Below are 19905 nucleotides of genomic sequence, written 5' to 3' on the forward strand. Positions count from 1 at the left end.
GGAGTTGGACACAGATGACGAGCACACAGCCCACGACGTCGACGGCGACGGCAGGCGCCGCCCCGCGCACCGATGCACTGGTGGGTGCGAAAGGCAAGACCACCATCGCCGACACGGTCGTGTCCAAGATCGCCGGCATCGCCGCGCGCGAGGTGAACGGCGTGTACGCCCTGGGCGGCGGCGCGTCGCGGGCCGTCGGCGCCCTGCGGGAACGGATCCCCGGCGGCAGCGTCAACCACGCCCAGGGCGTCTCGGTCGAGGTCGGCGAGAAGCAGGCCGCCGTCGACCTCGACATCGTGACCGAGTACGGCGTCTCCATCACAGACCTCGCCTCGGGCTTGCGTCGCAACGTGATGGCCGCGATCGAGCGGATGACCGGACTGGAAGTCACCGAGGTGAACATCACCGTCCACGACGTGCACTTCGCCGAGGACGACGCTTCCGATGAACAGCCCGCACCCTCACGCGTGCAGTGACCGCGGGACGAGCACCACTCGACGTTGGCGCCACGCCTGTGCGTGATCCCCGCTCGCCCGGCGGCGCGCGGCATGCGGAGGCGAGGGCCGAGGATCCGGCGGATGTCGTCGCCGCCGCGGTGACGGCGGTTCCCGGTGTCGCCGGATTGCACGGCGGCATGTTCGGCGAGGTCGGCACCTACCTTGCGGGCCGACGAGTCGAGGGCATCCGCATCGCCGACGGCGTCACCGAGGTACACGTCGTCCTGCATTTCGGTGCCGCGGTCCGCGAGACCGCGGCGCGCATCCGTGACGCGGTCGCGCCCCTGGTCGGTGGCACCGTCGACGTCTACGTCGAAGACGTCACCGCCCCCGCGCCCGGGGCGCCCGCATCATGACCGAGTGGCGGTGGGACAGCGCTGACCGGTCCACCCCCCACCGCCCAAAAACGTCGGCACACAACTGTTTCGGAGGCTTCGATGACCACCTCTAGCTTGGGATTGATCGCAGGATTGCTGCTCGGCGTGGCCGCGGCGGCGGGAGGCTTCACCGGTTTCGTCATCGCCGTGCTGCTCGGGGTCATCGGTTATCTGATCGGGGGCCAGACCGACGGACAATTCGACCTGGGGGCGCTGCTGAAGGGCCGCGGCCGTGGCTGACGCAGCACCCGCAGACGGGGGCGACGGGCACACCGACGCCGGCACTTTGGTCATCAAAGACAAAGTGGCACAACGCATCGCGATGCGGGCCGCGCTCGACACACCAGGTGTGGCGCCCCATGCCGCGGGAATCGACAAGCTGACCGGCCGGTCACTGCCCCGCGCCCGGGTGTACCTGTCCGCGACCCGGGTGCGTGCCCACCTCGATCTGGCGGTGACGTGGCCGCATTCGCTGCCCGACGTCGGCTCGGCCGTGCAGCGCAACGTCAGTGAGGCGTTGCACGATTGCGTCGGGCTGACCGTGGACGGCGTCGACGTCGCGATCGAAGCCATCGTCACCGAGGCGCCGACACCAGCTCGGACCCTGTTATGACCCCCAAACACGCCACTCCCCCAAGGGTTGTCGACGACAAGACCACCGGAGCGATGCTGCCCGCGACGCCACCCTCACCCGCCGCGCCACCCGCCGCGGGTTACGTCGGCTCACTGATCGCGCTGTTGGTCCTGGCGCTCGGCGTGATCGCGGTACGCGACAGTGCCGTGTCGGCCGGGTGGCTCGACGGGCGCCCGTGGACCCTCAATACCGTCGAGTGGCTCGACGGCCTGACCTATCAGTGGTGGATGATCCCCCTCGGTGTCATCGCCATCCTGGTCGGCCTGTGGTCGGTGTACAGCGCGCTGCGGCCTCGCCGCCGCACCGCGCTGCCACTGGCCGCCCGCAGCAGCGTGTGGATCGGCCGGAGCGACCTCGCTCTCGTCGCCACCCGGGCCGCCGAAATGGTGCCCGGTGTCCTCGGCGCGCGCTCGTCGGCGACCCTTCGCAAGGTCACCGTCACCGTGGTGACCACCGCACATGACCGCGGCCGCGATGCACAACGACTCAAATCGGCCGTCAGCGCGGCGGTCACCAACTCCCTCGAGTCGGTCATGGCCGCGCCGCCCAAGGTTGTGGTGCGCACGCGAACAGGGGGCCGCTAGATGACCCGCTTGGCCAGCACATGGGATCGGTTCGCTGCCCTGGTCTTCGGGCTCGCAGCCATCGTCCTCGGCGCCGGCATGCTGATGTGGGCGACCGACTGGATCCCCGGCACCCCGGAGTACGTCACGGCGCCCGGCCTGGTGACGGCCGCCGGCACGGCGTGGTGGCCCTGGGCGGTCGGCGCCGTCGGCATCGTGCTCATCCTGCTCGCGCTGCGGTGGCTTCTCATCCACACCCCCAAGGCGAGGGTCAAGGCTGTGCCGCTCACCAGCGGCCAGGCCGGTGGCAGGGTCAGCGCCGACCTGGGAGCGGTCGCACACGCCGCAGCCCAGATACTCGAGCAGCACCCCGGCGTGGAATCGGCGAAGGGCAAGGCCGTCATCGACCGGGGCGTACGCACCGTCGACCTCACCGTGACCGCGCGCTCACCGCTGGATCTCGATGCGCTGCTCGACCCGATCGACACGGTGTGCGCCCAGACCGCCGGAGTTGTCGGCGACCCCGGAATCGCCACCCGGACCACCGTGCGCATCGATCACCACCGGCGCAGGGAGCACCGCGTCGAGTAACGCCGGGACGGGACTACTCGCCCGCCGCCACCAATGAGCGCAGGTGCACGTCGGGATGGTCGCGTTCGATGTTCTCGAGGCGCCATCTCGTCGAGAACACCGCGAGGACGACTCCGTCGGTTCGGGTGAACACCTCCACCGAAGCTTGCTTCTGCAAGATCTCGACATCGGCGGGGTCGGCAGCTCGGGCCACCGTGTACGGCAGTGGCTCGAGCGAAATCGGCGCACCGAACTCGCCGGCCATCCGATGGCTGGCCACCTCGAACTGCATCGGCCCGACAGCGGCGAACACCGGCGCCTGGTCGCCGCGCCGGTCCGAACGCAGCACCTGGACGACGCCCTCCTGGTCCAACTGCTCGATCCCTTTACGGAACTGCTTGTGCTTGCTGGGGTCGGTGCCCCGCGCGACCGCGAAATGCTCCGGCGAGAAGCTCGGTATCGGCGGGTACTGCACAGGGATGTCCCGATAGAGGGTGTCACCCGGACGCAACGAAGCGGCGTTGGCAAGTCCGATGACATCCCCCGGCCAGGCGGTGGCGAGGGTCGATCGCTGCTGACCGAAAACCGATTGCGCGTACTTGGTGACGAACGGCTTGCCGGTGGCGGCGTGCGTCAGGACCTCGCCGCGTTCGAAGGTGCCCGAGCACACGCGGGCATAGGCGATCCGGTCGCGGTGCGCGGAGTCCATACCCGCCTGGACTTTGAACACGAACGCGCTGAACGGTGCGGTGGCTTCGCGGCGGTTGCCGTCGATGTCGAGTTGACCGCTCGGCGGCGGTGCCAATTGGGCGAGCACATCGAGAAGTTGGTTGACACCGAAGTTGAGGATGGCCGAGGTGAACAGCACCGGCGTCGATGTACAGCGGAGGAACGAGTCCCGATCGAAGTCGGCGCCGTCGGCACTGAGCAGCTCGGATTCTTCGGTGGCGTTGGTCCAGTCGGTTCCTGCGATCTCCTGGGCGACCGAGGCATCGAGGTGTTCTTCGGGAGCGGCGGTGGCACCACCCGCGGTGCGGGTGTACTTGATGTATGTGCCGGTACGCCGGTCGAGAACACCCTTGAAGTCACCGGCGATGCCGACCGGCCAGGTCAACGGCGTGGTCTGCAGCTGAATGCGCTCGTGGATCTCGTCCATCAACTCCAAGGCGTGGCGACCCGGCCGGTCCCATTTGTTGATCACCGTGATGATGGGGATACCGCGATGGCGGCAGACCTGGAAGAGCTTCAGCGTCTGCGGTTCGAGGCCTTTCGCGGCGTCGATCAGCATCACCGCGGCATCGACGGCGGTCAGCACCCGGTAGGTGTCTTCGGAGAAGTCGGCGTGGCCCGGGGTGTCGAGCAGGTTGATGATGCAGGTGTCGCCGCTGTGCGTCTTGTAGGGGAACTGCAAGGCCGTCGAGGTGATCGAGATGCCGCGGGCCTTCTCCATCTCCATCCAGTCCGAGACCGTGGCGCGCCGACCCGCCTTCCCGTGGATCGCACCCGCCTCGGTGATCGCCTTGGCGTGCAGAACCAGCGCCTCGGTCAACGTGGACTTGCCGGCATCGGGGTGGCTGATCACCGCGAACGTCCTGCGACGTCGCGCTTCTGCGGAGATGCGGTCTGCCTGCGGCCCGGTGGCCGTCGACACACCTGCGGCGGTATCTGTCATTGCACAGCCGATTTTATTGGCCGGAGCGCTGAAACGATAATCGCAGCCCTGCGGCCTGCGCCCCGCGGGAGCGTGGAGGATGGTCGCGTGCCGCCGGAACGCAGCGTGACCCTCGAGGCGCTGGGAGCGTGGGTCATCAAGTGCAACCCCCGCAAGACGTCGCTGAGCCCGATGTGCGCCGCCGGCGAGGCCAAGCCGTCCTGGTGCATTGCCGACAATTACCGTTCGCGCCTCATCCGGCCAGGCCAGCGAGTCCTGTTCTGGGTGTCAGCGCACCCCCGCCGGGGAATCTGGGGCGCGGGTCGGATCACCGGGGACCCGTCCGTCGCGGACGGTCAGCTGCATGTGCCGGTCCGCATCCCCTTGTTCGCCGAGCCACTCACCGCCGCGACGCTGTCCGCACTACCGGGTCTGTGCTCGATGGAGGTGTTCCGCTCGCCCCAGCAAGCCAATCCGTCCTGGGTGAACGCGCGAGAACTGGCACTGATCGAACCACTGCTGCCGTCGGCCTGAGGGTCATCGAACCCCTATGGCCGTTGGGGTCCGGGGTGGTCCAACGGGATTCTGGCGGCCACCGTTGTTCCGCCACCCGACCGGCTACAGATGTCGAGACGGCCGTCGACGGCTTCGACGCGATCCTTGAGTCCGATGAGTCCGGAACCGCCGCCGACGGTGGCGCCGCCGATTCCGTCGTCGGCGATGGTCAGATGGAGTTCGTTGTCCCCGGTGGCGGCGCGCACGGTCACCTGAGATGCATGCGCATGCTTGGCGGCATTCGTCAGAGACTCCGCCACGACGTAGTACGCCGCGACCTCGACATGTTGTGGCAATCTCGCGTGGACACTCAGGTCGAGCGCCACCCGAACGGGCGAGCGACGGCTCAGCGTCTTGATCGCGGGGCCGAGTCCGCCCCTCGACAGAATGGCCGGGTGGATCCCCCGCGAGAGCTCCCGGAGATTCTCCGCGATCTCCGTGAGTCCGGAGACAACCTGCGACAGCTGGTCGCTCAGCGCCTGCTGGTCGGGCGGTACGGACGCCTGCACACCGCGAACGTGAAGCCCCAGTGCGACGACGCGCTGCTGTGCACCGTCGTGAAGGTCCCGTTCGAATTGACGCCGAGCCTGATCGGCGGCGGTGACGATCCGAGCGCGGGACGCGGTGAGTTCGGCGCGCGTTTCGGCGTTGGCGATGGCGGTGGCGACGAGGTCGGCGAAGTCTCCGATCCGCTGTTCGGTGCCGGCCGGAAGTGGTTCGGGCAGCGCCGATCCCACGATCACGGCGCCCCACACCCGACCGCCCACGACGATGGGCGCCCCCACCGCGGACCGTAATCCCAGTCGCCTCACACGCTCAGCGATCGGGCCGGCAGCGTCGTCGAGGCAGTCCATCCGCGCGGGACGGCCCCCTCGCCGAATGAGGGCAGCGACGTTGTCGCCCTCCAACACGAGGTGCTCTCCGGTGAGCATCATCGCGTTGCCGTGTTCGTCGCGGGTGCCGACGACGACCGTGGCACCACCGACCGTGTAGCGCAACAAGACGACGTTGTGAATCCCGAGACCTCGGGAGAGTTCGGCGACAGCTGCCGGATACACCTCGGCCGGAGCCACGCCGCGCGCGACAAGCGTCGCCACGCGGCGAAGCGCGGACTGCTGCTCGGCCAATGCTCCGGCGAGTGACGCCGCGACGTCTGCTTCGCGGCGACGCTGTTCGGCTTCGGTGGCTCGCAACCGCGCTTGCCTGCCGAGGAGGTTGGCTGACAACGCGACCGGGAGGAACACCAGGACCGCTATGAAGTCTTCGAACCCGTCGGCGACCAGAGTTCCACCCTGCTCGGTGTGGAAGTAGAAGTACACCGAGGCGCTGGCCATCGAGGTCGCCACCGACAAGCCGAGGCCCCACAGAGCGGACACCACCAGCACGCCGAGGAGGAAAAGCGCCCCGTAGGCGTGCACAGACGACATCTGTTTGAGCCAGTAGACCAAGAGTGTCTCGACGGCGATGAACCCCGCGGCGACCACGATTCCCACGGCGATCGGCGCCGGTGTCGGCCGCAGGATCAGGCTCAGCAGTCCTTCACGTGACGATGGGGGTGGCGACTCCGCCGCACGCGGTGCCGCCGGGTGTTGCGCAGTGTGCACTAGTCGACCTCGCCTTCACGCGGTCAAACGGAAATCTCCCGCCGGAAATTTCCGAGCGTCAGGCGTCGTCCCCGCGCACGGCGGCCGCGGGGGCACACCTCATGCTGGCGAGAGGTCGTACGGCGGGGTCCCCACGCCGCTGACCATGAGTTGGCCGGACGGGATCCTCTCGACCAGTCGCACTGTGGCGCTGCGGTTCTCGATCCACAGCTGCGCCGGCTTGCCCGTCTGGACATCCTCGGGCGCTCCGTAAGCCAGCCCCTGCCAGTGATATCGCCCATCGATCGGGTTGAGGTGACCGGTCAGCCGGACCCGGACCGGGCAGCGCGCACCGGCGACGTCCAGTTCGGCGTCGCCGTCGAACACCCCGCTCTCGTCGAGGGTCACAGAAAGTTGCTGCGCTTCCACATCCGCCGGCCGATCCGGCTCATCAGCCCGACGTCCTCGAGGAACGCCGCCAGCGGGGCGAATCCGGTTCGCATCGACTCGTGGAAATAGGGGTTGCTGCGGGCCTGTCGGCGGGCCTCCTGGGCGTCGAGCCCGGCGCGTCGGTATACGGCGGGGTTGGTGAACAGGTAGCGGTAGAACGGGCCACCGGCACCATGGACCGTGGCGAGCAGATACCGGTTGACGGGCCGCATGTTTGGGACGTCCCGGCGGGCGCCGTCGCGGGCGAACTGAATGTGCCGCGCCTCCTCGGTGACGTGGATCCGCATGACGCGCCGCACGATCGGCTGCACGTCCGGGTCGTCGAGGATCTGCCGCTGCAACGCATCGAAGATCTCCTCACCGACGAGCGCGGCGATCCACAGCACCGACTTCTGGAACGCCAGCGGCAACATGTTGATGATCATGCGTTGAAACCGCTTGGGTTGGAACGGCTTACCGCCGACGGCCTCGATCGTGCGACCGAACATGACCATGTGGCGGGTCTCGTCACCCAGTTCGGTCAGTGAGTAGTGGGTCGAGGCCGACGTGCAATCGGCGTGCATGAGCCCGCGCAGCAGCGCCTGGTTGAGGATGTTCTCGAACCACACGCCGGCGGACAGCAGGTTGATGAATTCCTGGCGCGACAGCTCGATCTGCTGTTCGCGGGTCATCTCCGCCCACATCGGTGTGCCGTACAGCGACACCACCCGCGGCGGCAGGAAGAACTTGTCGGCGACAACGGGGGCTTCCCAGTCGATGTCGACCACCGGGGCGTACGACTTCTTGGCCGACCCCCGCAACAGCCGCTCCGAGAATTCGTCGCGACTGGGCGATGTCCCCGTCGATGGAGCCATGGCCATGAGGAGCCTCCTGCTGTTGGTGAATGTCGAGGCACAGGCGTTGAGCGCCGAGCGCCATGGATACGAAAGATACATTCTTGGTTCGTTTGTATCAATAGTCTCTGCGCAGGCTTTAGACTGCCGTCGTCGACCGTCGCCCAAAGAGCGGTCCATGTCGAGGAGACACCGATGCAGTACAGCGGCCTGCTCGCCAAGGCGGTGCAGCGTTTCGGGTCACCGACGGCGGAAGGCAACGCCGAACGGATCCTTGACGCGGCGCTCAAACAGTTCGAGTTGTTCGGGATCCGCCGTACGACCGTGGAGGACATCACCCGTCGCTCCGGGTTGGCGCGCGTCACGCTGTACCGGAACTTCGCGAACAAGGACGCCATCGTCGAGGCGGTGCTGCTGCGGGAACTCGAGCGCTTCCTCTCCGACCTCGCCGCCGAGGCCGGCGGGTACGCCGAAGCGGAAGACAAGCTGGTCGAAGGGTTCGTGTTCACGCTGACCACGCTGCGTGGCCACGCCCTGCTGCAGCGGCTGCTCGCCACCGAGCCGGAGACCGTGTTGCCGTTCCTGACCATCGAGGGCGACGGCGTCGTCCGGACCGCCTCGTCCTTCCTCGCCCATCAACTGGCCGTTGCCCTGCCCGACGACAGTCGCACGCAGCTCGAGCTGCTCGAGGTCGCCGAGGTCACCGTCCGGGTCATCGTGTCGTTCGTGCTGACGCCATCGCAGAACGTCGCCCTCGGCGACGACGACGCCGCCCGATCGTTCGCGCGCCGGTACCTCGTCCCCCCGCTGCTGGGGTTGACGCGCTAGGGGCGGCGACTGCGCGAGCCTCGCGGTGGTTCAAACCCGCGGGGATCTACCATCACAATGGTAGCGTTATGGTATGCGGACTACCATCGATAAGGCTGGTCGCGTCGTCATCCCGAAGGCACTCCGCGAGAAATCCGGCATCTCCGCCGGCGAAGTGGAGATCACGCTCGACGGGTCCGCGATCCGCATCCAGAGCATTGCCGCCGACAACCTCGTCGAAGAGGACGGGCTGCTCCTGCTTCCACCGGGCGGGCCTGAGCTTGACGATGATGCGGTGCGGGAGTTGCGGCTTGGCGACCAACGCTGAACACGTACTCCTCGACACCAGCGCGGCGTTGGCACTAGCCCAGCGCGAAAACCCATTCCATCAAGCCGCCCGAGCAAGACTGCTCGCGTGTAGCCGAGGGATGTCCGGGCATGCTGCGTTCGAATTGTTGTCAGTCTTGACCCGACTTCCGGCGCCGCACCGTCTCAGTCCGACCGCAGCCCTACGCCTGCAGCAGACAAATTTTCCGGAGTCGCGCTTTCTGTCGCCGGCCGATACGGCGAAACTGTTGGCGGAACTGGTCGAAGCACGATTGACCGGCGGGGCGATTTACGACGGCCTGGTCGGTGCAGCCGCCCGACAGCACAGGCGGACCCTCATCACGTGCGATCGGCGGGCCGAACCGACCTATCGCATGCTGGGCGTCAGCTACGAGTTGCTCTCGCCAGTTTCCCGCTGAATCAGTCGAGCTCGTGCCGGCCGAAGTTCTTCCGCCGTGGTGGATCACGGTGGGTTCAGCAGGGCCGCCGACCACCTGCTGGTGGCGCAGCCCTCGCTCTCTCTCGTCACGATGCCGTCGCCGGGGATGGAACCGTTGACGACGATTCTCACACCTTCGCCCAAAGCATCCCGGCGTGACGGTCAACGCGGAGGAGGGTGATCATGATGACTCCATCCCGCCCGTCGCCGCCTCGGCGCCATTGCATCGGCGACCGCGAGCTCTCCACGACGGGTTCGTTGTCAGGATTGGCCGCTCATCGGGCGACGGAAGCCGACGGAGTACGCGGCACGTCGCTGTCAGCGTGTCGAGGTCCGAGCGGAGTTCGACCGATCTCCGGCCCAGCGGGCCCGAGTCCATACGTCGATTGTGGCACCGGCGGGTGCCGGGCTCAACGACGGCAATAACGGGGCGGAGGTCACCTCGGAGTCACGTCCCATCTGCGTGCTGGACGGGAGGTGTGCTTCGTGCCACCGTGGACACGACCGCATTGTTCGAGGAGGTGCTGCATGGAGCAGACTCAGCAGAGCCCGGCCCATCAGGAGTGTCCCGACTGTCACGCGCTCACGGCAGACTTGGCGGCGCATAAGCAGTGGCATTCCAGGCTTGTCCACGACATCGCCACCGCGGTCGACAAAGACGCCAAACGCCGCATAGGCGCTCAATAGCGAGGCCGACCTCAGCGAGAAGCCACGGCGTTTTGCGAGTCCCGCGCAATCCGCTGTCAGGTCCCGCGAACCGTCCTAAGCTGACGCTATGCGCGACTATCGTCGGGCAAAGTGGCAAGCGCTCGCCAGACTGACGGGCTGCTGCCTCGTCGCCGGGTTGCTCGCGGCGGCGTTGATGTTCCCGTTCGTCGGCGGCGCGGGGACGGCACTCATGCGCGTATCCGACTCGGCCAGTGAGGAATTCACCGAACTGCTCGAGGGTGAGGCGCCGATCGTTTCTACCATGGTCGACGCAGCCGGGAACCCCCTCGCATGGCTGTACGAACAGCGCCGCTGGGCGGTTCCCAGCAATCGGATCGCCAACACGATGAAGCTGGCGATCATCTCGATCGAGGACAAACGTTTCAGTGAGCACAACGGCGTCGATTGGCAGGGCACCCTGACCGGCCTCGCAGGTTATTTGCGGGGCGCCGAAACCACCCGGGGCGGGTCCACGCTCGAGCAGCAGTACGTCAAGAACTTCAACCTCCTGGTGAAGGCGCAGACCAGTGCGGACCGGCGCGCCGCGGTAGAGAACACCCCGGCACGCAAGGTCCGCGAGATCCGGGCGGCCCTGGCCATGGACGTGGCGCTGCCCAAGGCGGAGATCCTGGCCCGCTACTTGAACCTGGTGTCGTTCGGCAACGGTGCGTTCGGCGTTCAGGACGCCGCGAAGACCTACTTCGGCATCGATGCGAGCGAGCTCAACTGGCAGCAGGCGGCAATGCTGGCCGGAATGGTGCGCTCCCCCAGTTCGCTGGACCCGTACACCCACCCCGATGCCGCGCTGGAACGGCGCAACGTGGTGCTCAACACCATCATCGAGAACCTGCCCGACAAGGCCGACGAACTCCGCGCCGCCAAGGCCCGGCCGCTGGGCGTGCTGCCGCGGCCCGATCCGCTGCCCCAGGGCTGCATCGCCGCCCGCGACCGCGCGTTCTTCTGTGCATACGCGATGCAGTACCTGGCCCACGCGGGTCTGAGCAAGGAGGACGTGGCCCGCAACGGCTACCTGATCCGCACCACCCTCGACCCGAAGGTCCAGGACAGCGTGAAGACCGCCATCGACAAGGTTGCCGATCCCACCGCCGCCGGCGTCGCGAGCGTGATGAGCGTGATCAAGCCCGGTAAGGACGCCCACCGCATCGTCGCGATGGCCGACAGCCGCACCTACGGGCTGGACATCAATGCCGGCCAGACGGTGCAGCCCCAGCCCTTCTCCCTCGTCGGCGACGGCGCGGGCTCGATCTTCAAGATCTTCACCACGGCCGCGGCGCTGGACATGGGGATGGGTATCAACGCCACACTGGATGTGCCCCAGACGTTTCGGGGCACCGGCCTGGGCGACAGCACCGAACCGGGATGCCCGCCGAAGACCTGGTGCGTGAGGAACGTCTCCGGGTTCGCCGGTCGGTTGAACGTGACCGATGCGCTTGCGAAATCGCCCAACACCGCGTTCGCCAAGCTGATCTCCTTGATCGGTGTTCCCCGCGCGGTGGACATGGCGGTCCGGCTGGGGCTGCGGTCCTACGCCGAGCCGGGAACCGCCCGCGCGTACGACCCCGAGACCAACGAGAGCATCGCCGATTGGGTCAAGCGGAAGAACCTCGGATCGTTCACACTCGGCCCGCTGGAGCTCAACGCGCTCGAATTGTCCAACGTGGCGGCGACGTTGGCCTCTGGAGGAATGTGGTGCCCGCCCAGCCCGATCGACAAGGTCATCGACCGCAATGGCGATGAAGTGGCGCTGGCGACGGCGCCGTGCGAGCAGGCGGTCCCCGAGGGCCTCGCCAACACGATGACCAATGCGCTGGGCCAGGACCACATCAGCGGAACCGCCACCGGCGCGGCAAGTTCGGTCGGATGGGATCTGCCGATGTCGGGCAAGACCGGCACCACCGAGTCGCACCGGTCGTCGGGATTCCTCGGCTTCACCAATCAATACGCCGCCGCGAACTACATCTTCAACGACTCCCCGACGCCGTCAGGCCTGTGCTCGAACCCGCTACGCCAGTGCGGTGACGGAGACCTCTACGGCGGAACAGAACCGGCCCGCACCTGGTACATGGCGATGAAGCCGATCGCGAACGACTTCGGCCCGATCACCATGCCCCCCACCGATCCGCGTTACGTCGACGGCGGCCCTGGCAGCGAGGTACCCAGTGTGACCGGGCTGAAGCTCGATGCGGCGCGAAAGAAATTGGAGGAAGCCGGTTTTCGGGTCGCCGCGGAACCGACTGCGGTGAACAGCTCGTCGTCCAAGGGCACCGTCGTCGGCACTACGCCGCGGGGTAAGACCGTTCCTGGATCGATCATCACGATCAACACCAGCACCGGGTACGTCCCCGCGCCGGTGTACCGGCCACCTCCCCCCAGCGCGCCACCTCCTGGGGAGGCACCGCCCCCGCCGCCCCCGCCACCCAACGTCCTCGAAATCCCCGGGCTGCCGCCAATAGTGCTGCCATGGCTGGCGCCACCTCCGCCACCGCCACCGCCACCGCCGCCGCCACCTCTACCGCCGGCTTGACGCGCGTGATGTTGAAACTGCGCTGACGGCTGCGTCTTTGGGAACCGCAGCCGAACGGATGAATATCCTCTCTAGCGCACTCTCAACGCAGCTCGGCCACTGTGGCGCCTGCGCTCACGGGCCGGCGTCCCGTGAAAAGTCCCATGATGACGACGATCACGCCGATCACCGCGGCGACGGTGAAAGCGGCACGCACACCGGGTAGGTCGGGCGACCCGCCCGACACTGACGCTTTGGTCATGACGGTGATGAACAACGCCGTACCGGCGGCGCCGGCGACCTGTTGCAGCGTCGTCAGGATCGCGCTGCCGTGGGAATACAGCGACTCGGGCAGCGCACCCAACGCGTCGGTCATCAAGGGGGTGAACAACAGCGACAGGCCCACCATCATGACCGTCTGCAAGCCGATGATCTCCCACATCGGCGACGTCGCCGACAGCGTCGTGTACCCCCACAGCGACGCGCAGAGCATGAGCGAGCCGGGGATGACGAGCAGCCGAGCGCCCAGCCGGTCGTAGATGCGCCCGACCAGTGGGCCGGCCGCTCCCATCAGGATGCCGCCGGGCAGGCTTACCAGGCCCGCGGCCAACGCGCTTCCACCCAACACACCCTGGACATAGAGCGGCAGCATGATGATCGCGCCGAACAGCGCCATGAACCCGAGGATCACCAGCGCCAGCGATAGCGAGAAGCGTTGGTAGGCAAAGGGGCGCAGGTCCAGAAACGCCCGGTCGTGCCGCTGTAGCTGCACCTGCCGAATCCCGAAGATCACCAATGCCGTTGCGCCGACGACGATCGGCACCCACGCGGGCACGCCCTGATGTCCGTTCCCGGATTCACCGATGAGCGAGAGACCGAACACCAGACCGGCGAAGCCGACGGCGGAAAGTGGTATGGACGCGGGATCTATCGGCGTCGGCCGCTGCCGTTCCTCGACCACCCGCAGCCGGGCGGCGCCGGCCGCCAACGCGAGCGCCGCGATCGGTAGCACAATCCAGAACATCCACCGCCAGCTCAGTGAGCCGAGGATGATGCCCGACAGGGTCGGACCGATTGCGGGGGCCACCGCGATGACGATCGAGATCGTTCCCATTGTCTGACCGCGCCGCTCGGGCGGGATCAGGTTCAACACCGTCGTCATCAACAGCGGCACCATGACCGCGGTGCCGCACGCCTGCACGATCCGGCCGGCCAGCAAGACGGCGAAGCCTGGTGCCACCGCTGAGATGAAGGTGCCCGCGCAGAACACCGCCATCGACGCGAGGTAGACGCCTCGCACCGGGAACCGCTGCAGCAGCGACCCGCACATCGGGATCACGACCGCCATCGTCAGCAGGAAGCCACTGGTCAGCCACTGTGCCGTGCTTGCCGTGATGTCCAGATCGACGATCAAGGCGGGCAGGGCGACGCTCATGATCGTCTCGTTGAGGATCATGACGAATGCCGACCCGACGAGTATGGCGATGATGGCGTTGGCGCTGGATGGCAGGCGCTCGCGCGTCGAGGGCTCCCTCGCCTCGGTGGTCATGAATCTCCCTGGTTTGTTCGTAGAGCTAACCAGAATAGGCGGGCCGCTTCACGGAGCTGCCGACCCGGAGGACCGCGGTCGAGGACTCGTGCACGATAACGGCGGGACGCGGCCCATGAGGGTCCGTGAACGGCTGGTCGATAGATGATCCCCGTGACGCTCGAAGGCATCATTTAACGTCCGAAGTGATGCTATCTTTGGCGTGTGGCATCAGTTCGTGGGGGGACCGCGCTCACGTACGAGACGCTGACGTGGGACGCACCGGTCGAAGCAGGCTACGGACTCGCGGACCTGCGGGCAGCGCAGCGACAAGCCGGAACGTACGAGGCCGCGATCCCCGCTTCCATCGCCGAGCTCACTATCTCGCTTCCTTCGGCTGCCCTGGCCGATGCTGAAGAAGCGAGCAATGAGATCACACGTTTCGACGCCGAGCTCGGCGACGAGATCGCGCCCTTCTGCGCAGTCTTGCTGCGATCCGAGTCCGCGGCGAGCTCGAACATCGAGAATCTGACCGCCTCCGCTCGTGCGATCGCCGAAGCCGAAGCGCTAGGTGACACGAGCCGTCGCAATGCCGCCCTGATCGTGGCCAACACCGAAGCCATGAAGGCTGCGGTCACGCTGGCCGACCGACTCGACGAGAACGCGATACTCGCCATGCACACCGCCCTGATGCACCACAGCGATCCCCTCTCGGCCGGACACTGGCGCACTGAGCAAGTTTGGATTGGCGGTGGGAACTTCGGCCCCCGCGGCGCCGATTACGTCGCACCTCGCCACACCCGCATCTCGGGCGCCATCGACGATCTGCTCGCCTTCGCGCGTCGCGCCGATGTGCCCAGCCTCCCCCAGATCGCCCTCGCTCATGCCCAGTTCGAGACCATCCACCCCTTCGCCGACGGCAACGGTCGAACCGGGCGCGCATTGATCCAAGCGATGCTGCGCCACAAGCGCCTCACTCGCCAGATCACCGTCCCGGTCTCGGCAGGGCTCTTGACCGACACCGATGCCTACTTCGGCGCCCTCAGCTCCTATCGCGACGGTGATCCTGCCGCCATCGTCGAGCGGCTTTCGGAAGCCTCGCTGCTCGCGGTGGCGAACGGACGCCGACTGGTCACCGACCTGAGATCAATTCGCGAACAATGGGATACCCGCATCACTGCCCGCCGCGACTCAGCTGTTCATCGCGTCGCCGACCTGCTCATCAAGCACCCCGTCTTCAATGCGCAACTCCTGCAGCGTGAACTCGGCATAAGGACCGGGAATGCCCGCCGATATGTCGACCCGTTGACCGCCGCCGGAATCATCGTCGAGTTCACCGACCGCGCCCGCAACAGAGCCTGGCGCGCGCCAGAAGTCCTCAGCGCGCTCGACGCGTTCGCCGCGCGGGCCGGGCGACGCAGACGGTCCCGTTAGACCGGTAATGCTCGCGAGTACGCGTCCGGGTCGACGACGACCGACGTGTGACCAAGGCGGTTAGATGCCGCCGCGGCGATGTACCGACTTCGCGCGGTCCCCGAACTGTCGGTGGGCCATCGTAACCTCGGCGCCAACCGTGCAGGAGGTCGGAGAATGAAGATTTTGGTGGCGACAAAACTCACCCAGGGCACCCGCAGCAACGACTACAACTACTGCGTCCCAGGCGAACTCGTGTGGGTCCAGGAACCATGTGACCGAGACCGGCGAAACCCTGACGGCGGCTGCGGATGCGGCCGTGGCTTCGCCGGCGTGGCGTCCCACCGCGCGACGACAACGGCGGAGGTCGCCGAGGTCGATTTCAGTCGCGACGAACTGATCACCGCGATGCAGACAAGCCTGGCCGACGGCGGGTGGCCACCGGTCTGGGCCGCAGAAGTCGTCGACGAGAACCTGACGATCGCTTCGGTGTTCCCGGCCGGGACGGTCATCGAGCGGCGAGTGGACGAGTTCCAAGCCCGGACTGCCTAGACACGGGCGCTTCCGTTCCCAAGAGATCGTTGCGTTGGGAATGTTCTCCAAAAGTGTTCCCAAAGCGGTGTGGAAGGGAGCCCGCCGGGCATGCGAGTCGACATCCTCGGCCGCTGCCAACACGCGGCCGAAACACATGACCGCTACGTTTGTCCGGTAACCAGATGAGAGGAGTCGGTTATGAGTACGCCGACACGTGCCACCTACCGCACGATGGACGAGGGCACCGCCGAGGACTACGCGCTGATCAGCCGCGCCGAAGAGGCGAACAATGCGGGCCTGGTGCCCCGCGTCCTCGCACTGGTGGAAGCCCTCGCTGACGGCGAGCAGGCGTTTCCGATCAGCCGGCTGGACCACTCACTGCAGTCGGCGACCCGGGCCTTCGACGACGGACGGCCGGTGGACTACGTGGTCGCGGCGCTTCTGCATGACATCGGTGACACCTACGCGCCCCATGCCCATGGTGCGTTCGCCGCAGCAGTCCTGGCGCCCTACGTGTCGGAACGGCTGGCCTGGATTGTGAAGGTCCACCCCGAATTCCAGCAGTATTACTACGCCCCGCACATGGGTGGTGTCCGAGACGCCCGGGAAAAGTATCGCGGCCACCAATGGTTCGACGACTGTGTGGAGTTCTGCGAGAAGTACGACCAGAACTGTTTCGACTCGCAGTTCGAGCATCGTCCGCTCGAGTTCTTCCGCCCGATGGTCGAGCAGGTCTTCGCCCGCGAACCGTGGGCCGCGCACTCAGCTACATGACACGCCGATGACGCGGCAGCCGGGACCGTATCGACTGCACGAAATCAAAGCCCTTTTCTGCGCACCGGCGCTGTCGCGGTCCACACCCGCTGCCCACGACGCGTCCGGCGCCTGGGCCACCGCGCCGCACCCTTTCGTGAAGTTCACGACCGCCTGACAGTCGCGGGCGTTGCATAGGCCTATGGCCGCGCGCTCGGCCTCGATAGCCGAGTTGAAGCCGTTCGTATAGCCCACCTTGCCGGTATTCTGCGAAACCGCGATCGCGCCCCAACCCAGAGCTTCGGCAGGCGGTGCCGTGAACGCCGCACCCCCGCCGAGGCACCCGGCCACCAGCGAGATCACAAGCAATCGCCGGAGGGTCACCATAGGAGCGGATCGTATGCGCTCCGTGCACCAGCGAGCGGTCGAGACACCGAAGCGGTACCTTCTCGAGACTGCGGTGAGATCGGTGGTGCTTCAGTCCTTTGGTCGGTCGTGTCGCCCGAAGATCACGGGGCGATGCACCGACCATGGACGAGCGTTCTCCAGTTCGAAGGCAAGCGCGAGCAGGAGATCCTCGCGGCCGTGAGCCGCCATGAAGTGGGTTCCGATAGGGAGGGCGTCAGCGTTCCAGTACAGCGGCACGGACATGGCGGGCGAACCGACGGCGTTGGCGTACCAGGTAAATGGCGAAAACTCAGCGTCACGCTCCAGCAGTTCCAAAGGATCCGTTGGATCTGGTGTGAAGAAGCCGTGGGGAGGTGGCGGTGCTGCCAGCGTCGGGGTCAGGAACACATCAAAATCGGCCCAGAACGCGGAAATCTGGTGTTCGGCTTGCTCGAGAGTCTCAATTGCACCGCGTATGGCGGCAGGTGAGAAACTGCGACCATGCGCGACAACAGCGTCGGTGTAGGGTTCGAGGTCGCCGGGACCCGGGGGTTTTCCGAGGACACCGATCCAATGGTCAAGCCACGCTGCGGCTCCCGCGGTGTAGAGGATCAAGAAGGCGCGCTCGAGCTCCGCGAAGTCGCCCGGCAGCTTGGCCTCGGCGACGGTGTGACCCAGGCGCGCGCAGAGTTGGACCGCGTCGTCAACCGCTTCTTCGCAATCACTGTCGACCGGGTTTCCGGATGGCGGTGTTGTGGCGTAACCAATCCGGAGAGCCGGCTCTAGTGAGGAGCTCTCGGTGAAACGGTCGCCGTCGCGCGCTGAACCCGCGGCGCGGGCCTGGAGGACCGCGGCACTATCACGCACTGTTCGTGTCAAGACGTGCTCGGACCAGATCCCGGACGCGGGGCTACCGGATAACAGCTCAGGGACCAGCGCGCGGTGCCTGCTCGGTTTGAGTCCGAAAAGCCCGCACGCCGATGCGGGAATTCGTATCGAACCGGCCGCGTCGTTGCCGTGGGCGATGGGCACGACACCGGCAGCCACCGCTGCCGCGGCGCCGCCGCTCGATCCTCCTGTGGTGCGGGTGGGGTCCCACGGATTGCGGCAAGGCCCGTGGGCCGCGGACTCGGCGGTTGACAGTAACGCGAATTCACATGTCGCCGACGTGCCGATGGGGATCAGGCCGGCCGCGCGGTATTGACGGACGATCTGGCTGTCGGCGGTGGCGACGAAGTCCCGCAGGTATCGCGAGCCTGACGTGTGCCGTACGCCGGCCTGCAAGGCCAGGTGGTCCTTGATCAAGCAGGGCACACCGGCCAGCGGCGCATCGACGTCGACGGTAGCGGCGTGAGCGCGCGCGGTCGCCGCCATGCTCGTCACCTGGAACCCGAGAAGCGGATCTAGAGATTCAGCACGAGCGATGGCGCTTTCGACCACCTCCTCGGCCGAGATCACCCCAGCCCGGATGGACTCGGCGATGGCTATCCCGTCGCTGGCTGCCAGCTCGTCTTCGTTCACACCTGCGTCCTCGCTCGATTGGTCAAACCTGTTCAGAGGCGGTCGGTTTCGGTACCGCTGCGAACTCGCAGCGTTCGTACCCGTCGGCGGTGACGAGCAAGGTTTCAACCGACAGCACCACGCCTGTCGGGAAGATACTCCTGTGACAAGCGGCCGACAACGCGTACACGCATCGAGGGGGTTGGGCGGCGAACCCGTCGTTGCGCTGAGAATGTGTGACCGAAGGCCTAGATTGAGCGCACATGGCGGCTGAGCGTGGCAGAGGCAGGGTTACGTTGCGTGACGTGGCACTCGCCGCGAACGTGTCGACCACGACGGTGTCGGACTCGTTGAACGGCAGTGGTTCGCTGCCCGAGAAGACCCGGCAGCGGGTGCGCAAGATTGCTGTCGAGCTGGGGTATCGCCCCAGTGTCGCCGCGCGGTCGTTGCGCAACGGACGCACCGGAATCCTGGTGATCACGATGGCGCCAAGTGATGTTGACGCCGAATCTTTGTGGCATGTCGAGTATTTCATGCGGGTCATGGCCGGAGCCGCGATCGAAGCGAATCAACGCGGCTTTTTCCTCGCGGTTGCGCCGGCGCACATGCAGTTGGATGTCGCGCACGACGGGCTCATCGCCGTCGACCCGGCCAAGGGTGATGAGCTGCTCGAGTCCGCCCGCCGCCGCGGCACGCCGGTGAGCACGGTGGGGCGCACCGACTCCGCCGCGGCGAGCTGGGTCGACAACGACTGGACGGGTGTCGTTGCCGACGTCCTCGATCATCTTGAACGCGGCGGGTCGCGTCGGCCGATGCTCATGACGCCGGACTCCCCTGCGTCGTACATCCATTCCGTCGAGCATGAGTTCAGCTCCTGGTGCGCCCAGCGAGGATTCGCCGACCGCAGGTCGCGCATCCCGGGCGCCCTCGATCCGGCGGTGGCTCGCGCAGCCGTGCGGAACATCCTCGACACCCCCGAACCCCCGGACGCGCTCTTCGTCGGCCTGGATCAGCTCGCGCTGGCCGCGGAACTCGCCGCGATGGACCTGGGGCTGCGCGTCCCGCAGGACCTCATGCTGGTGAATCTCGGCGACGGTGCGGCGGTTGCCTCTGCGCCTGTGCCGATCTCGGTGGTCGAATTGCACGCCGAGGACATGGGGAGAGCAGCGGTCCGGATGCTGGTCGACCAGATCGAACACGCCGCCCACCCGCACCACGAGGTGGTGCCCGGGCATCTCGTCGTCCGCGCCAGCTCTCGGCCGTAGCGTGCCG

The 19905-nt window shown here is 66.8% G+C and carries 22 protein-coding genes; 15 read left to right on the plus strand and 7 right to left on the minus strand.

Annotated elements, in window-relative coordinates:
- Positions 1 to 14 precede the first annotated feature (14 nt).
- The 6 genes from I7X18_RS20390 to I7X18_RS20415 all read left to right on the plus strand — a co-directional run bounded on the left by I7X18_RS20390 (position 15) and on the right by I7X18_RS20415 (position 2662).
- Complete coding sequence (locus I7X18_RS20390) at positions 15 to 476, plus strand: Asp23/Gls24 family envelope stress response protein (RefSeq protein WP_193043823.1); 462 nt, start codon at positions 15 to 17, stop codon at positions 474 to 476.
- Positions 473 to 853, plus strand: a complete 381-nt coding sequence (locus tag I7X18_RS20395) for an Asp23/Gls24 family envelope stress response protein (protein ID WP_404822707.1) — start codon at positions 473 to 475, stop codon at positions 851 to 853. The genes I7X18_RS20390 and I7X18_RS20395 overlap by 4 nt, the downstream gene beginning before the upstream one ends.
- Positions 854 to 934: 81 nt before the next feature.
- On the plus strand, positions 935 to 1114 hold the full coding sequence (locus I7X18_RS20400; RefSeq protein WP_193043824.1) for a hypothetical protein: 180 nt from the start codon (positions 935 to 937) through the stop codon (positions 1112 to 1114).
- Positions 1107 to 1487 carry an Asp23/Gls24 family envelope stress response protein gene (locus tag I7X18_RS20405; protein WP_232375290.1) on the plus strand — a complete coding sequence of 127 codons (381 nt, stop codon included), beginning with the start codon at positions 1107 to 1109 and terminating at the stop codon, positions 1485 to 1487. The genes I7X18_RS20400 and I7X18_RS20405 overlap by 8 nt, the downstream gene beginning before the upstream one ends.
- Complete coding sequence (locus I7X18_RS20410) at positions 1484 to 2092, plus strand: DUF6286 domain-containing protein (protein WP_226862611.1); 609 nt, start codon at positions 1484 to 1486, stop codon at positions 2090 to 2092. The genes I7X18_RS20405 and I7X18_RS20410 overlap by 4 nt, the downstream gene beginning before the upstream one ends.
- Complete coding sequence (locus I7X18_RS20415) at positions 2093 to 2662, plus strand: Asp23/Gls24 family envelope stress response protein (protein WP_193043825.1); 570 nt, start codon at positions 2093 to 2095, stop codon at positions 2660 to 2662.
- A 13-nt stretch (positions 2663 to 2675) separates the two neighbouring features.
- Here the strand turns inward: I7X18_RS20415 and I7X18_RS20420 are convergent, their stop codons facing one another.
- Complete coding sequence (locus I7X18_RS20420) at positions 2676 to 4313, minus strand: peptide chain release factor 3 (RefSeq protein ID WP_193043826.1); 1638 nt, start codon at positions 4311 to 4313, stop codon at positions 2676 to 2678.
- Positions 4314 to 4400: 87 nt separating this feature from the next.
- Here I7X18_RS20420 and I7X18_RS20425 point away from each other — a divergent pair, with 87 nt between their 5' ends.
- A complete protein-coding gene (locus tag I7X18_RS20425; protein ID WP_193043827.1) occupies positions 4401 to 4826 on the plus strand; it encodes an EVE domain-containing protein in 426 nt (141 codons plus the stop codon).
- A 14-nt stretch (positions 4827 to 4840) separates the two neighbouring features.
- Here the strand turns inward: I7X18_RS20425 and I7X18_RS20430 are convergent, their stop codons facing one another.
- From I7X18_RS20430 to I7X18_RS20440, 3 genes are all read right to left on the minus strand, one after another.
- Positions 4841 to 6451, minus strand: a complete 1611-nt coding sequence (locus tag I7X18_RS20430; RefSeq protein ID WP_319017960.1) for a sensor histidine kinase — start codon at positions 6449 to 6451, stop codon at positions 4841 to 4843.
- A 99-nt stretch (positions 6452 to 6550) separates the two neighbouring features.
- Positions 6551 to 6838 (minus strand): DUF4873 domain-containing protein, encoded by a 288-nt coding sequence (locus I7X18_RS20435; protein ID WP_193043828.1) that lies wholly within the window; start codon positions 6836 to 6838, stop codon positions 6551 to 6553.
- Positions 6835 to 7734, minus strand: a complete 900-nt coding sequence (locus I7X18_RS20440; RefSeq protein WP_193044028.1) for an AurF N-oxygenase family protein — start codon at positions 7732 to 7734, stop codon at positions 6835 to 6837. The genes I7X18_RS20435 and I7X18_RS20440 overlap by 4 nt, the downstream gene beginning before the upstream one ends.
- Before the next feature lie 174 nt (positions 7735 to 7908).
- Between I7X18_RS20440 and I7X18_RS20445 the strand changes: the two genes are divergently transcribed.
- From I7X18_RS20445 to ponA2, 4 genes are all read left to right on the plus strand, one after another.
- A complete protein-coding gene (locus tag I7X18_RS20445; protein ID WP_193043829.1) occupies positions 7909 to 8541 on the plus strand; it encodes a TetR/AcrR family transcriptional regulator in 633 nt (210 codons plus the stop codon).
- A 73-nt stretch (positions 8542 to 8614) separates the two neighbouring features.
- Entirely contained in the window at positions 8615 to 8848 is a 234-nt protein-coding gene (locus tag I7X18_RS20450; RefSeq protein WP_193043830.1) for an AbrB/MazE/SpoVT family DNA-binding domain-containing protein, read from the plus strand.
- Positions 8832 to 9266: a type II toxin-antitoxin system VapC family toxin gene (locus tag I7X18_RS20455; protein ID WP_193043831.1), complete on the plus strand. Its 435-nt coding sequence runs from the start codon at positions 8832 to 8834 to the stop codon at positions 9264 to 9266. Before I7X18_RS20450 ends, I7X18_RS20455 begins: the two co-directional genes overlap by 17 nt.
- A 795-nt stretch (positions 9267 to 10061) precedes the next feature.
- A complete protein-coding gene (gene ponA2, locus I7X18_RS20460; protein ID WP_193043832.1) occupies positions 10062 to 12539 on the plus strand; it encodes a transglycosylase/D,D-transpeptidase PonA2 in 2478 nt (825 codons plus the stop codon).
- 82 nt (positions 12540 to 12621) lie between these two features.
- Here ponA2 and I7X18_RS20465 read toward each other — a convergent pair whose 3' ends face one another.
- Positions 12622 to 14067, minus strand: coding sequence for a DHA2 family efflux MFS transporter permease subunit (locus tag I7X18_RS20465; protein ID WP_193043833.1), 1446 nt, complete (start codon positions 14065 to 14067; stop codon positions 12622 to 12624).
- Positions 14068 to 14271: 204 nt separating this feature from the next.
- Here I7X18_RS20465 and I7X18_RS20470 point away from each other — a divergent pair, with 204 nt between their 5' ends.
- The 3 genes from I7X18_RS20470 to I7X18_RS20480 all read left to right on the plus strand — a co-directional run bounded on the left by I7X18_RS20470 (position 14272) and on the right by I7X18_RS20480 (position 16767).
- Positions 14272 to 15480 carry a Fic family protein gene (locus I7X18_RS20470; RefSeq protein WP_193043834.1) on the plus strand — a complete coding sequence of 403 codons (1209 nt, stop codon included), beginning with the start codon at positions 14272 to 14274 and terminating at the stop codon, positions 15478 to 15480.
- Positions 15481 to 15636: 156 nt separating this feature from the next.
- The gene (locus tag I7X18_RS20475; RefSeq protein WP_193043835.1) at positions 15637 to 16011 is read left to right on the plus strand and encodes a DUF7715 family protein; all 375 of its coding nucleotides are present in this window, start codon (positions 15637 to 15639) and stop codon (positions 16009 to 16011) included.
- 180 nt (positions 16012 to 16191) lie between these two features.
- Positions 16192 to 16767 carry an HD domain-containing protein gene (locus tag I7X18_RS20480; protein WP_193043836.1) on the plus strand — a complete coding sequence of 192 codons (576 nt, stop codon included), beginning with the start codon at positions 16192 to 16194 and terminating at the stop codon, positions 16765 to 16767.
- Here the strand turns inward: I7X18_RS20480 and I7X18_RS20485 are convergent.
- Complete coding sequence (locus I7X18_RS20485) at positions 16756 to 17133, minus strand: DUF4189 domain-containing protein (protein ID WP_193043837.1); 378 nt, start codon at positions 17131 to 17133, stop codon at positions 16756 to 16758. The genes I7X18_RS20480 and I7X18_RS20485 overlap by 12 nt on opposite strands.
- Before the next feature lie 90 nt (positions 17134 to 17223).
- Positions 17224 to 18654 carry an amidase gene (locus I7X18_RS20490; protein ID WP_193043838.1) on the minus strand — a complete coding sequence of 477 codons (1431 nt, stop codon included), beginning with the start codon at positions 18652 to 18654 and terminating at the stop codon, positions 17224 to 17226.
- Between the two features lie 284 nt (positions 18655 to 18938).
- On the opposite strand from I7X18_RS20490, the gene I7X18_RS20495 reads away from it, so the two are divergent.
- Entirely contained in the window at positions 18939 to 19898 is a 960-nt protein-coding gene (locus I7X18_RS20495) for a LacI family DNA-binding transcriptional regulator (protein ID WP_232375291.1), read from the plus strand.
- Positions 19899 to 19905: the final 7 nt, after the last annotated feature.

The sequence above is a fragment of the Mycolicibacterium baixiangningiae genome, assembly GCF_016313185.1.
Lineage (GTDB): Bacteria > Actinomycetota > Actinomycetes > Mycobacteriales > Mycobacteriaceae > Mycobacterium > Mycobacterium baixiangningiae.